This window comes from Gaetbulibacter aquiaggeris (assembly GCF_044003965.1).
GTDB classification, from domain to species: domain Bacteria; phylum Bacteroidota; class Bacteroidia; order Flavobacteriales; family Flavobacteriaceae; genus Yeosuana; species Yeosuana aquiaggeris.
In genome coordinates this window covers 1021605-1035456 of sequence record NZ_JBAWKC010000001.1, presented here as the reverse complement: position 1 = coordinate 1035456, position 13852 = coordinate 1021605, and the positions used below count along the sequence as shown (strand labels likewise).

Sequence of the window (13852 nt, the reverse complement as noted above, 5' to 3'; positions counted from 1 at the left end):
GGAAACTTCTAGGATTTTTAAAAATAGATTAAATTAAATCGTTGTCTTTTTAGTCAACATTATCGTGTAAAAACGAATTATTACTTCTTAATTGAATCTCATCATTATCATCCAATCCTATACTTGTTCTTGACATGTCCGTCTCAGATGAATGCTGAACTTCTTTTAAATCGACTCCTTGGCGCTTATAAGCCGGAACTTTTTCAATATCATCAATCTTGGCATTATTGAATTTATAATTGAAATCCTTCATTTTACGTCTACGCTCGGCTGCACGCTCTTTAAGCATGTCAGATATTGGACTGTTAACAGGATCAATTTCTTCTTCTGTTTCTTTTGCCGGTGCCGGAGTTATAACTTTTTTCTCAAAAACAATTTCTTGATCATAACCTTCAATTATTTCTTCCTTAACAATTGGTTGTTTATTCATTGAAGATTCCATTTCAATATAATCATCCAAAGCATAACGAACATCCCCTGTTTCATTAGTTTCATTAACCGTAATGAGCTCGACATAATCATTCACTGGTATTTTCTTAACTTCCTCTTCATCTTCCAATTTGTATTCAATGACATTTTCTCTTTTTTCTGTAAATGAATCCGAAAGAGGTAAATCAAAAGTCAACGTGATTTGTTGTTCTTCTTCAATCTCTTCTTCAATAATATTTACCGGAGCAGTCATTTTGGTAACCGGTTTTATTATGAAATCGTCTTCTTCTTGGAAATTAGCTTTAACTTCTTCATAAACAACCTTAATATTTCTAATAAGTTGAGAAGTAGGAATTAAATCTATTTCTTCTAATTTACTTTCTATTTTATCATCTATGGTAGTTTTCTCAACATGTTGCTCTTCAACTGCATCTTCAACTTCCAAAACGTGTTTGAATACAGGAGGCTCCGTTTTTTCCATTTCAATAACAGGGGCAATTATAACGGGCTCCTTTAATTTTGCACTGGTTTCATTATCCTCAAGTGAATGAACCACTTTTTTAGTTTCCGTATTTGATATTTCATCTTGTTGTTCAACGTTAAACCCTGTGGCAATAATTGTTACCGCGATAGATTCTTCTAAAGATTCATCTTCACCAACACCCATTATAATATTAGCACCATGACCCGCTTCATTTTGAATATGGTCATTGATTTCACCTATTTCATCAATGGTAATTTCGTGAGAACCAGACACAATAAGCAGCAATACATTTTTGGCTCCGGTAATTTTATTATCGTTTAATAGTGGTGAATCCAATGCTTTTCTTATAGCATCCTGAGCTCTATTTTGTCCTGATGCCAAAGCGGACCCCATAATAGCCGTTCCGCTATTACTTAATACGGTTTTTGCATCACGTAAATCTATATTTTGAGTATAGTGATGAGTAATAACTTCAGCAATACCACGAGCAGCGGTAGATAATACCTCATCAGCTTTTGAAAAACCTGCTTTAAATCCAAGATTTCCATAAACTTCACGAAGCTTATTATTATTAATAACAATTAAAGAATCAACAACTGACCTTAAGTTTTCAATACCTGTTTGCGCTTGTTCAATTCGCATTTTTCCTTCAAATTGAAATGGCATAGTTACTATTCCCACAGTTAAAATATCTAAATCCTTAGCCATTTTAGCAATAATAGGAGCAGCGCCAGTTCCGGTTCCACCCCCCATTCCTGCAGTAATAAAAACCATCTTGGTATTAGAGTCTAACATATTGGTAATGTCATCAAAACTTTCTAATGCAGATTGCTCACCTATATCTGGGTTAGCTCCAGCTCCCAACCCTTCAGTTAAATTAAGGCCTAATTGAATTTTATTGGGAACACCACTATTTTGAAGCGCTTGGGCATCTGTATTACAGATATAAAAATCTACGCCTTTAATCCCTTGTTGGAACATGTGATTGATAGCATTACTGCCACCGCCTCCAACACCAATAACTTTAATCACATTTGATTGATTTTTTGGTAAATCAAATGCTATACTTTCGAATTCTTTTTTGCTGCTCATAAATTCTGTTTTACTGGTATTTATACTAAATTTTCTTTTTGTTATTCAATGGTTGATTTAATCTTATTTTGTGTTCTTTTCTATTCAGCGTTATCTAAGAAGTCCTTAACCCGTTCAGTTAACTTATCAAGAAAAGATCTTCTTTCTTTTACTGGTTTTTCTTCAATGATGTCTTGAGGTTTGGCATCATCTTTCTTTTTTTCTTCAATTTGTTCCATTCTTTTTCGCTCATGACGTTTCAATCCATCAAGCACCAAACCAACTGCTGTTGCGTAAAGCGGACTAGTTACATCCTCATCACTATCACCCGCTAAATGCTCGTTTGGATATCCTATTCTGGTATCCATCCCTGTAATGTATTCAACTAGCTGTTTTAAGTGCTTTAATTGGCTACCGCCACCCGTTAGAACAATTCCGGCAATTAATTTTTTCTTCTGCTCTTCGTGTCCGTAATTTTTTATCTCTACATAAACCTGTTCAACAATCTCAACTACTCGAGCATGTATAATTTTTGAAAGATTTTTTAAGGTGATCTCTTTTGGTTCTCTTCCTCTTAACCCTGGAATGGAAACAATTTCATTATCCTTGTTTTCTCCTGGCCACGCAGAACCAAATTTTATTTTTAATAATTCCGCTTGCTTTTCAATAATAGAACACCCTTCTTTTATGTCTTCTGTAATGACGTTACCTCCAAAAGGAATTACAGCGGTATGACGAATTATACCATCTCTAAAAATAGCTAAATCTGTAGTTCCTCCTCCTATATCTATTAAGGCTACTCCTGCTTCCTTCTCTTCTTGACTTAAAACTGCGTTTGCTGAAGCCAAAGGCTCTAAAGTGATACCTTCTAAGTTTAATCCGGCACTTTGCACACAACGACCAATATTTCTTATAGAAGACACTTGACCAACTACAACGTGAAAATTAGCCTCCAAACGACCACCATACATACCTATCGGTTCCTTAATTTCAGCCTGACCATCTACCTTATACTCTTGCGGCAATACATGAATAATTTCTTCCCCTGGAAGCATTACTAACTTATGTACTTGATTGATCAGTTTATCAATATCATTTTCATCAATAACCAAATCAGAATTTGCTCTAGTAATATAATCACTATGTTGAAGGCTACGAATATGCTGACCTGCAATACCTACGGTTACACCTTCAATTTTGATTTCAGAAGCTGCTTCTGCTTCCTGAACCGCCTGTTGTATAGATTGAATGGTTTGAGTAATGTTATTTACAACACCACGATGAACGCCAAGACTTTTAGATTTTCCAATTCCCAGAATTTCTACTTTGCCGTATTCGTTTTTACGCCCAATCATGGCCACAATTTTTGTGGTACCTATGTCTAATCCTACTGCTATATTATGCTCCATTGTTTATGTTTTGGTACATACTACCTGATTATCAAATTGTAAGTTGACCTTACTGTAATTATTAAGTGTTTTATCATGTAGGTTTTTTTGATAGAAGGCTTTGAGGTTATTGATTTTTTTATCCAGAGAACTGACACTACCAAGTTTTACTTCGAAGTTACACTGACGTAGTTTTAAATAAATTGTATGGTCAAAATCTTGACGAATTTCAATAACATTTTTCATTAGAAACTCATCATCTTTAATTTTATTAGCAACTGTATAGACATTTTTTAAATCATTCCTTTTTATAAAACCAGTAACCAAAGGCACTCTTGCCGTAAAATTACTTGACAATGGCATATACAAACCGTCATCATCAATATAATAAGACTCCTTAGTGCTCACTCTTGCTATAGGTTTTTTTTGCTTAATCTCAGCCTTAACTGCACCATTTACAGTAACATACACTTCAGCTGATTTAATCATAGGGTTAGAATTAAGGGACTTTTCTAATTGATTCAAATCTAAAGTGTTTTTAGCCAAATTTTTAACAGTACGTTGATTTTGTATTAACAATTTACTAACAGTTTCATGAGTCACAAAAAGGTTATTTTCTCCTATAAAGTGAATATCAACCTCAGACACCTTTCTAACTGCATTTCTTTTTGTAGAAAACGCAAATAAGAATGCTACTGCCCCAAGCAATACAATCATTTTTATGTAGTTCCAATTAACTCGCAACGCTAAATTCCTTTTTTATATGTTTAACTTCTTCCCCAATATCACCAGCCCCAATAGTCAGTAAAACTTGAGCATTACTTTTATGAATTTTATGTAATATCTCAGTCTTACTAGTTAACTGCTTATTTGGATTTGTAATTTTTTTCAATAACCATTCTGAGGTTATGCCTTCAATTGGTAATTCTCTTGCAGGATAAATATCAAGTAGCATTATCTCATCAAACTGAGATAAACTTTTTGCGAAATCATCAGCAAAATCTCTCGTTCTACTAAATAAATGCGGTTGAAAAATTGCTAATATTTTTTTTCCTGGGTACATTTCACGCACCGCTTGATACACGGCATTAATTTCTTCAGGATGATGCGCATAATCATCAATAAAAACAAAGTTTTCGGTTTTAATATGATAGGTAAACCTCCTTTTAACCCCTCTATAAGATGCTAATGCCTTAGCGAGCTGCCGGTAAGGGCAACCGTACTCTACAGCCATCGCTAAGGCTATTAATGCATTCGACAAATTATGTCTACCGGGCAGGTTAAATTGAAAATTTTCAAGCACTGTTTTTGGTGTCTTCACATCAAAAACATAGGTGCCATTTTTTATTTTTATATTTTGAACGGAATAATCCGAATTATCTTCAATTCCATAGGTTATTCCTTTTAATGGAAGACCATTTCTAACAAACAATTTTCCGTTGCTTTTAACTCTTTTAGAGAAATCTTCAAATGATTTTTTTAACTCTGAAGCATCTCCATAAATATCAAGATGATCTGCATCCATTGATGTGATACAAGCCATATCTGGTGACAAGGTTAAGAAAGACCTGTCAAATTCATCTGCCTCCACGACCGTAACTTCTGTTCCGTTAATGATCAGATTAGAATTATAATTCTCACTTATACCTCCTAAAAAAGCTGTAAGTGGCACATTACATTCATACATTAAATGCCCTAGTATACTGGTTGTAGTGGTTTTACCATGGGTACCCGCAATGGCCAAACAAAAGGTCTGCTCGGTAATTAAACCCAAAACCTGAGATCTTTTTAATACTTTAATTCCTTTATTTTTAAAATACTCCAATTGTTTATGGCTACTAGGCACCGCCGGAGTATAAATTACCAAGGTCTTATCTTTATTTAAAAACCTAACATCTATTTTTTGTACAGAATCTTCAAAATGAACATCGATACCATTAGCAATCAGACTTTCTGTTAATTCAGTTGGAGTCTTATCATAACCTGCAACCTGCTTGTTATTAGCATAAAAGTATCTTGCTAAGGCGCTCATTCCAATACCTCCTATCCCAATTAAATAAACATTATGTATGTTATTAAGATTCATATTATTTTTTTAGAAGTTTAATAACTTCATTGGTTATATCATTCGTAGCATTGACTAATGCTAATTTTTTAATATTTGACCCTAACTCTTTTTGTTTTTCTGGTGATTGAATTAATTTCGAAAAAATGTTTTCAAAATCAACCTCTAAATCTTCTTCCTTTATGAGTAATGCGGCCTGTTTATCAACAATAGCTAGCGCATTTTTGGTTTGATGGTCTTCTGCTACATTTGGTGATGGAACAAAAATTACTGGCTTTCCTACAATACACAATTCAGATACTGAACTTGCACCTGCTCTTGATATGATAATATCTGCCGCAGCATAAGCAAAATCCATATTATTTAAAAACGGATAGACCTGAATATCTTTGGTATTGCTGTATATCTTGTATTGGGGATAATATAAATTACCACACTGCCATATAACCTGAACATTTTGAGTATCCAGAAAATCTAATTTCTTCTCAATTAAATCATTGATGTTTCTTGCACCTAAACTTCCTCCTAATACCAAAAGCGTGTATTTTCCATGTCTCAGATTGAAAAAATCCTTTGCTTCAACAATTTTGCTTTCTATATCAAGTAAATCCTGCCGCACCGGATTACCTGTTTTAATAATTTTTTCTTTTGGAAAAAAGCGTTCTAAATTATCATATGCCACACAAATTTTCTGAACCTTTTTAGCCAATAATTTATTGGTGATTCCCGGAAATGAATTCTGTTCCTGTATTAAACAAGGCACTTTTTTTGAAGCCGCCACAAACAATAAAGGGCCGCTAGCAAAACCACCGGTACCTATGGCTATATCTGGCTTAAAGGAATTCACAATTTTCCTGGCATTCCACAGGCTACTCATTAGTTTAAATGGGAATAATAAATTTTTTAATGTCAGCCGTCTTTGAATACCAGAAATCCACAGACCTCTAATATCATATCCAGCCTGAGGCACTTTTTCCATTTCCATTCTATCTTTTGCCCCAACAAATAAAAACTCTGCATTTGGAAACCTTTCCTTTAAACTATTCGCAATAGCAATAGCCGGATAGATATGCCCACCTGTTCCACCTCCTGAAAGAATAATTCTGTATGCTTCGTTTTTTTTCGACACTTTTATTAATCTATAATTGTTATAATGCTTCTGACAAAATTTCTAATGGATTATCCTCACTATTTTCAAACTCTTTAATTTCTTCTCGTTTAGCACTCACGCTCAGTATGATACCTATTGCCAAACAGGTCATCCAGATAGATGTCCCCCCGCTGCTTATAAGCGGTAAGGTTTGACCTGTAACAGGAAATAATTCCACCGCAACGCCCATATTGATCATCGCCTGAAAAACTATGGGAAGCCCAACACCAAGGACTAACAACTTTCCAAACATAGTATCTGCTTTTTGAGCCACAATGACAATTCTAATAAGTAGCCACATATATAAAATGATGAGAGAAAGTCCACCAATCAACCCATATTCTTCAATAATTATTGCAAAAATAAAATCAGAAGACGATTGAGGTAAAAAATTCTTTTGAATACTTTTCCCAGGGCCAACTCCCTGTATACCACCAGATGCAATAGCTATTTTTGCTTTTTCAATCTGATAATCAGCTTCGCTATCTTCTCCATTGGTAAAACTATCCAATCGGCTCATCCAAGTATCAACCCGGTTAGGCATAGCATCCGGAAATGCTTTAGCCACTAAAATAAATAATGCTAATGCGATGACTCCGGAACCCAAAATAACAAGTAAATACTTAATAGGATAACCTCCCAGAAAAACTAACATAGCCACCATAACAAACATGATAGCCGCCGTTGAGAAATTGGCAGGTAAAATGAGTATTAAGATAAGAAATACTGGCAACCATAAGGGTAAAATAGTTGATTTAAAAGTGATGTCCTTATCTTTTATTTTTGACATATATCTTGCCACATAAACCATAAGAACCACGGATGCTAATGTTGATGTTTGAAATGACATTCCTACAATTGGAATTTGTATCCATCTACTAGCATTTGCCCCATCAATGGTAATTCCCTGAAACATGGTCACTATTAATAAAATAAGCACGATGGGAATCATTATTAAAGACAATCCTCTAAAATATCTGTAAGGAATTTTATGTACACCATACATAATTGAAAAACCTAAAAACAGATGCATAAAATGTTTCACAAAAAATGAAAAGGTACTTCCATTTCCACCAGAATAAGCCAAATTACTTGCAGCACTATATACAGGTAGAAACGAGAAAATAGCTAGCAACGCTACAATTGCCCAGATTAATCGATCTCCTTTTATGTTGTTAAATAAGGTATGCATTCTTACTATTCTGTTTCTCTAAAAAAATTATTACAGGTTTCTAACTGCTGCTTTAAATTGTCTGCCTCTATCTTCATAGTTTTCAAATAAATCAAAACTTGCACATGCTGGTGACAATAATACTGTATCTCCAGATTCGGCTATTTTATAAGCAATTTTAACAGCCTCGCTCATAAACTGTGTTTCAACAATAATATCGACTATATTCCCAAATGTGTTCAAAAGCTTTTCATTATCAACACCCAAACAAATGATAGCCTTGACCTTTTCATTAACAAAAGAAAACAACTCTTCATAATTATTTCCTTTATCCTGTCCGCCAACAATCCAGACAGTAGGTGTCTCCATACTCTCTAATGCATAATATGTGGCATTCACATTAGTGGCTTTAGAATCATTAATGTATTGCACTTTATTGATTTTTAACACATGCTCCAATCTATGCTCAACCCCCTGAAAATTCTCTAGACTTTCTCTTATTGTTTGTTTTCTAATATTTAATAAATGAGCTACTGTTGAAGCAGCCATGGCATTTTTAATGTTGTGTTTTCCTTCTAATGCTAGATTTGTTGTTGGCATAATAATTTGATTGTTATCTATAGTTATTTTAATATTATTATTTTCTAAATACGCACCATTCTCAATAATTTTAGTTAATGAAAAAGGCAATAATGTTGAATGAATTGAATTGTTTTTTAACCATTCATTAATCACTTCATCATCAGCATCATAAATCAAATAATCCTTTTTGGTTTGATTTTGAGTAATCCTGAATTTTGAAGCTATATAGTTTTCAAACTTGTAATCATATCTGTCTAAATGATCTGGAGTGATATTAGTTATAACAGCGATATGTGGTTTAAAATCCACAATGTCATCTAACTGAAAACTACTAATCTCAAGCACATAATTCTCATAATCCTTTTCAAGTATCTGCTTAGCAAAACTGTCTCCGATATTGCCAGCCAAACCCACATTTAATTCTTGTTTTAAAATATGATGTGTCAGGGTGGCCGTTGTTGTTTTACCATTACTACCTGTTATCCCAATGATGGTGGCCTCTGTAAAATTTGATGCAAATTCAATTTCAGAAACTACAGGAATACCCATTGCTCTAATTTGTTTTACCAAAGGCGCCTTATCTGGTATTCCAGGGCTTTTCATTATTAAATCTGCATTGAGAATTTTTGATTCAGTATGATTACTTTCCTCCCATTCAATGTCATTATGTATAAGAACTTGTTTGTATTTTTCCTTAATGGTTCCTTTATCAGAAACAAAAACTTCAAAGCCTTTATTTTTTCCTAAAAGCGCTGTTCCTACACCACTTTCTCCTCCTCCTAGAATCACCAATCTTTCCATCTATCTAATTTTCAAAGTCACAATTGAAATGATTGCCAGCAAAATGCCAACAATCCAGAATCTTGTTACTATTTTACTTTCGTGATATCCGGATTTTTGATAATGATGATGCAATGGCGACATTTTAAAAATGCGCCTGCCTTCACCATATTTTTTCTTCGTGTATTTGAAGTAACTTACTTGCATTACAACAGATAAATTCTCAGCCAAGAATATTCCACATAAAACAGGAATTAACCATTCCTTTCTAACGGCAATAGCAATGACAGCAATAATACCGCCTATGGTTAAACTTCCTGTATCGCCCATAAAAACTTGGGCCGGATACGTATTGTACCATAGAAATCCAATTAATGCTCCTACAAATGCAGCAATATATATGGTGATTTCTTCAACGCGTGGGATGTACATGATGTTGAGATAATCTGAAAAAATAATATTACCCGAAACCCATGCAAAAATGCCTAATGTAAGCACAATTATGGCAGAAGTCCCAGCCGCTAAACCATCAATACCATCCGTAAGATTTGCCCCATTAGAAACTGCTGTTATAATAAAAATAGTTATCAGTATAAATATTACCCAAGCGTATTGAGCTAAAACCGGATTAACCCAGGTAATCAAATCAGCATAATCAAATTCATTACTTTTTAAAAATGGTATGGTCGTTTTTGTTGATTTTTCTTCTTCTTTAAATTGCTTCGTTTGTACAGTATTATTTACAACCACTACTTGCGCTTGTTCATTTTGAGGTAATTCTTCCTTTATTGTAACATCAGGATGAAAATATAACGTACTGCCCACGATAATTCCCAAACCTATCTGCCCAAGAACTTTAAACCTTCCTTTCAATCCTTCTTTATCCTTTTTGAATTTTTTAATATAGTCATCAATAAAACCAATAGTTCCCATCCAAATAGTAGTAATCAAAAGGAGAATAATGTAGATGTTTTCCAATTTAGCAAGCAACACTACGGGAATTAAAGTTGCCAAAATAATAATTAACCCACCCATAGTTGGAGTACCAGCCTTTTGTTGTTGTCCTTCAAGACCTAAGTCTCTAATAGTTTCACCTACCTGCTTTTTCTGTAAGTACTTAATAATTCTTTTTCCGTAAATGGTAGAAATAAGCAATGATAAAATAATTGCAAAAGCAGCTCTAAATGTTATATAACCAAAAAGTGATGCTCCTGGAAATTGGAATTGTTTTTCTAAATATTCAAATAGGTAATACAACATTATTTTTGCATCTGTTTTAAAAGTTCTTTAACTATTTTAAAATCATCAAAATCAAATCGTTCTCCTTTAATTTCCTGATAGTTTTCATGTCCTTTGCCTGCAATTAGAATAATATCATTTGGTTTAGCCAATTGACATGCTGTTTTAATCGCCTGCTTTCTATCTACAATAGAAACTACCTTTTTTATATTTTGAGGTTCTACACCAGTTTCTATCTCATTAATAATTGCTTCAGGAACTTCACTTCTAGGATTATCACTTGTGATAATAACTTTTGTACTTAAAGTTGAAGCTATATTGCCCATTATTGGTCTTTTGGTTTTATCTCTATCACCACCACAACCTACAACCGTTATCAATTCTTCGTTTTTTGTGCGGATGTTATTAATGGTTTCCAACACATTTTTTAGAGCATCAGGCGTATGAGCATAATCAACAATGGCCGTGATTTTTTCATCAGAAATCAAATACTGAAAACGACCACTTACACTTTCTAATGTGCTTATTAATTGAAGTGATTCCTCTTTTTTCAGACCTAATAAATCAGCAGTTGCATAAATAGCAATCATATTATAAGCATTAAAATTACCTATAAGTTTTGTCCATACTTCACTATCGTTTATTTTCAATAACAAGCCTCTTAACTCATTTTCTAATATTTGCACTCTATAGTCTGCATAAGTTTTTAAAGCATAAGTATACTTTCTTGCTTTTGTGTTTTGTAGCATCACCAAACCATTCTTATCATCTATATTTACAAGGGCAAAAGCGGATGCTGGCAGATGGTCAAAAAAAGATTTTTTTACGTCTCTGTATTCAGCAAAGGAGTTGTGATAATCTAAATGGTCATGGGTAAGGTTTGTAAAAATACCACCTACAAAATGCAATCCTTCTGTTCTGTTTTGATGAATACCATGTGAGCTGACTTCCATAAAACAGAATTCCACACCATCATTACTCATTTCCTTTAAATACTTATTGATTGTTAAAGAATCTGGTGTTGTATGAGTGGCTTTATATTCTTTATTATCAACCATTATTTTAACAGTTGAAAGTAAGCCCACCTTAAATCCAGCCTTTTTAAATAACTGATAAAGCAAAGTGGCTACGGTCGTTTTACCATTAGTCCCGGTAACCCCAACTAGTTTTAAATTTTCTGATGGCATCTCATAATAATTGGAGGCCATAAAGGCTAATGCCCGAGAGGCATTTTGAACTTCTACATAGGTAATACCATTATGAAAATTATCAGGTAATTTTTCACAAATTATGGCTCTAGCTCCCTTTTTAATCGCTTTATCAATAAAGTCATGCCCGTCAACAAGAGTTCCTTTTATAGCAACAAATAAATCACTGTCATTAATACTTCTGGAATCAAATTGAATGGTATTTATATCCACCAAAGTGCTTCCTACAACTGCGTTGATAGTTACTCTATATAATATGTCTTTTAAAGCCATCATGAATTTTCCAAAACAATGATTTGATTTTTTATAATTTTCTGACCTTTATTTATAGATTGTTTCTTTACAATCCCAACACCATTCATTTTTACTTTAAGACCCATGTTTTCCAACAGAGCAACGGCGTCCATTGCAGGTAAACCCACAACACTTGGCATCACTGTTTTATAAGTTTCAGAAGCCTCATAAAAACTTTCATATTCATTCTCTGATGTTGCATATTTAACCTCTAAGGATTCAATTTCATCAACAATCGGTGTGTCTGTAAATATTTTTTGTGCAATCTTTTTAAATACAGGACCGGAAACATCTGCTCCATAATAACCTACACTTTTATCAGGCTCATGAATAACCACTATACAAGAATATTTAGGGTTATCAGCTGGAAAATAACCTACAAAAGAGGATATATAATTAAGTTTTTCCTTGTTTTTATAGTTTTTTTGACACGTTCCTGTTTTACCTGCCATTGAAAAATTTTCTGAATACAACCTATGTCCTGTCCCATGATCCTTTTCAATTACATTTTTGAGCAATTGTTGAACTTTTTTAATGGTTTCCTTTGAACATATCTGTTTGTTTAAAACTTCCTTTTCAAATGGCACTATTATTTTATCAAACTCTTTTACTTCTTTTAAAAATTGAGGCTTTACCATTTCCCCATCATTAGCAATCGCATTATAAAATGCTAAGGTTTGTAAAGGAGTAAACTGAACTCCATAGCCAAATGCCATCCATTGCAAGGCAATACCACTCCAACGCCCATTTTTAATTCTAGGATCAGGAATAGTGGGCTGTGGCTCACCCAAAATTGGAAGGTCTAATTTTTTGTTCAGGTTCATTTTATATAACCTATCAACAAATTTTTCAGGATTTTTAGAATATGCTTCATCAATAGCGCGAACTACTCCGGTGTTTGAAGACACTTCAAAAGCTTTGGAAATTGATATTTTCCCATAACCACCGTGATGAGAATCTCTTACAGGCTTTCCATAATAATAAATTATACCTTTTTCAGTATCAACCACATCGCTAGTATCAACGACTTTATCTTCAAGAGCTGCAGTAAGCGCCATTAATTTAAAAGTCGAGCCAGGTTCATGACTTTCTCCAACGGCATAATTTAACCTTTCATAATAATAACCTTCACTATTCCTACCAAGATTTGAAATGGCTTTCACTTCCCCCGTTTTAGTTTCCATGACCACCACACAACCATGATCTGCCTTGTATTTTTCTAATTGTTCTAATAAGGCATGATGTGCAATATCCTGTATATTAACATCGATGGTAGTGTAAACGTCATACCCATCTTGCGGATCAATTTGGTTATAATCTACTATGGGTTTCCATTGACCTTTGCCTATTTGCTGTTTTGCTCTTTTACCATCTTTTCCTCTTAAATATTTTATTCCGTAAGCACCATCAATACCTGCTCTTGTTACATTGCCTTGCTCATCAAATCTTTCATATCCTATAGATCGCTGCGCAATGCCACCCATGGGATGTTCTCGCTTGGTGGTTTGCTCAACAATCAATCCGCCTTTATAAGCACCAAGATTTAATAATGGGAAGCTTCTTAATCTGATATAATCCGAATAGCCAATATTCCTAGCTATTAGATAGTATCTGTTTTTATTATTCCTAGCTTTTCTAATGTCATTTTGAATATCACCAGATGGTTTTTTTAAATATTTAGATAAGGAATCACATAAGGGCTTTAAATATTTTTCAAATGTTTTATTGGTAGGCGTAAGCGCATCTAATCTTATATCATATTTAGGAATGGACGTTGCTAATAAATTCCCTTTTGAAGAATACACATTTCCTCTATTAGCTGGAATAATCACATTCTTCACAACACGCTCTTCAGCTAAAGCCCTGTATTTATCACCTTGTACAAATTGAATGGTTGCTAATTTAAAAACCACCGCCAAACAGAATATAAAAATACATCCAGCTATAAAATACAATCGGATTAATATGTTTTTCTCGCTTACTGCCAAGTG

The 13852-nt window shown here is 33.7% G+C and carries 10 protein-coding genes; all 10 read right to left on the bottom strand.

Features of this window, described 5'->3' with window-relative positions; all coding sequences use genetic code 11:
• Positions 1–49 precede the first annotated feature (49 nt).
• The 10 genes from ftsZ to V8G56_RS04230 all read right to left on the bottom strand — a co-directional run bounded on the left by ftsZ (position 50) and on the right by V8G56_RS04230 (position 13849).
• On the bottom strand, positions 50–2005 hold the full coding sequence (gene ftsZ / locus V8G56_RS04275; RefSeq protein WP_395437218.1) for a cell division protein FtsZ: 1956 nt from the start codon (positions 2003–2005) through the stop codon (positions 50–52).
• 80 nt (positions 2006–2085) lie between these two features.
• Positions 2086–3393 carry a cell division protein FtsA gene (gene ftsA, locus V8G56_RS04270; RefSeq protein ID WP_331632406.1) on the bottom strand — a complete coding sequence of 436 codons (1308 nt, stop codon included), beginning with the start codon at positions 3391–3393 and terminating at the stop codon, positions 2086–2088.
• A 3-nt stretch (positions 3394–3396) separates the two neighbouring features.
• A complete protein-coding gene (locus tag V8G56_RS04265; protein WP_395437217.1) occupies positions 3397–4089 on the bottom strand; it encodes a cell division protein FtsQ/DivIB in 693 nt (230 codons plus the stop codon).
• A 16-nt stretch (positions 4090–4105) separates the two neighbouring features.
• Entirely contained in the window at positions 4106–5458 is a 1353-nt protein-coding gene (murC, locus tag V8G56_RS04260; RefSeq protein ID WP_395437216.1) for a UDP-N-acetylmuramate--L-alanine ligase, read from the bottom strand.
• Between the two features lies 1 nt (position 5459).
• A complete protein-coding gene (gene murG, locus V8G56_RS04255) occupies positions 5460–6566 on the bottom strand; it encodes an undecaprenyldiphospho-muramoylpentapeptide beta-N-acetylglucosaminyltransferase (protein WP_395437215.1) in 1107 nt (368 codons plus the stop codon).
• Positions 6567–6585: 19 nt separating this feature from the next.
• Positions 6586–7779: an FtsW/RodA/SpoVE family cell cycle protein gene (locus V8G56_RS04250; protein ID WP_395437214.1), complete on the bottom strand. Its 1194-nt coding sequence runs from the start codon at positions 7777–7779 to the stop codon at positions 6586–6588.
• A gap of 30 nt (positions 7780–7809) precedes the next feature.
• The gene (gene murD, locus V8G56_RS04245; RefSeq protein WP_395437213.1) at positions 7810–9141 is read right to left on the bottom strand and encodes a UDP-N-acetylmuramoyl-L-alanine--D-glutamate ligase; all 1332 of its coding nucleotides are present in this window, start codon (positions 9139–9141) and stop codon (positions 7810–7812) included.
• Complete coding sequence (gene mraY, locus V8G56_RS04240) at positions 9142–10380, bottom strand: phospho-N-acetylmuramoyl-pentapeptide-transferase (protein WP_395437212.1); 1239 nt, start codon at positions 10378–10380, stop codon at positions 9142–9144.
• Positions 10380–11843: a UDP-N-acetylmuramoyl-L-alanyl-D-glutamate--2,6-diaminopimelate ligase gene (locus tag V8G56_RS04235; protein WP_395437211.1), complete on the bottom strand. Its 1464-nt coding sequence runs from the start codon at positions 11841–11843 to the stop codon at positions 10380–10382. The genes mraY and V8G56_RS04235 overlap by 1 nt, the downstream gene beginning before the upstream one ends.
• The gene (locus V8G56_RS04230) at positions 11840–13849 is read right to left on the bottom strand and encodes a penicillin-binding protein (RefSeq protein WP_395437210.1); all 2010 of its coding nucleotides are present in this window, start codon (positions 13847–13849) and stop codon (positions 11840–11842) included. The genes V8G56_RS04235 and V8G56_RS04230 overlap by 4 nt, the downstream gene beginning before the upstream one ends.
• Between the last annotated feature and the right edge of the window lie 3 nt (positions 13850–13852).

Excerpts from the sequence above, each read along its gene's own strand:
- ftsZ (WP_395437218.1), bottom strand. The coding sequence starts at position 2,005 with ATGAGCAGCAAAAAAGAATTCGAAAGTATAGCATTTGATTTACCAAAA.
- ftsA (WP_331632406.1), bottom strand. The coding sequence starts at position 3,393 with ATGGAGCATAATATAGCAGTAGGATTAGACATAGGTACCACAAAAATT.
- V8G56_RS04265 (WP_395437217.1), bottom strand. The coding sequence starts at position 4,089 with ATGATTGTATTGCTTGGGGCAGTAGCATTCTTATTTGCGTTTTCTACA.
- murC (WP_395437216.1), bottom strand. The coding sequence starts at position 5,458 with ATGAATCTTAATAACATACATAATGTTTATTTAATTGGGATAGGAGGT.
- V8G56_RS04250 (WP_395437214.1), bottom strand. The coding sequence starts at position 7,779 with ATGCATACCTTATTTAACAACATAAAAGGAGATCGATTAATCTGGGCA.
- murD (WP_395437213.1), bottom strand. The coding sequence starts at position 9,141 with ATGGAAAGATTGGTGATTCTAGGAGGAGGAGAAAGTGGTGTAGGAACA.
- mraY (WP_395437212.1), bottom strand. The coding sequence starts at position 10,380 with ATGTTGTATTACCTATTTGAATATTTAGAAAAACAATTCCAATTTCCA.
- V8G56_RS04235 (WP_395437211.1), bottom strand. The coding sequence starts at position 11,843 with ATGATGGCTTTAAAAGACATATTATATAGAGTAACTATCAACGCAGTT.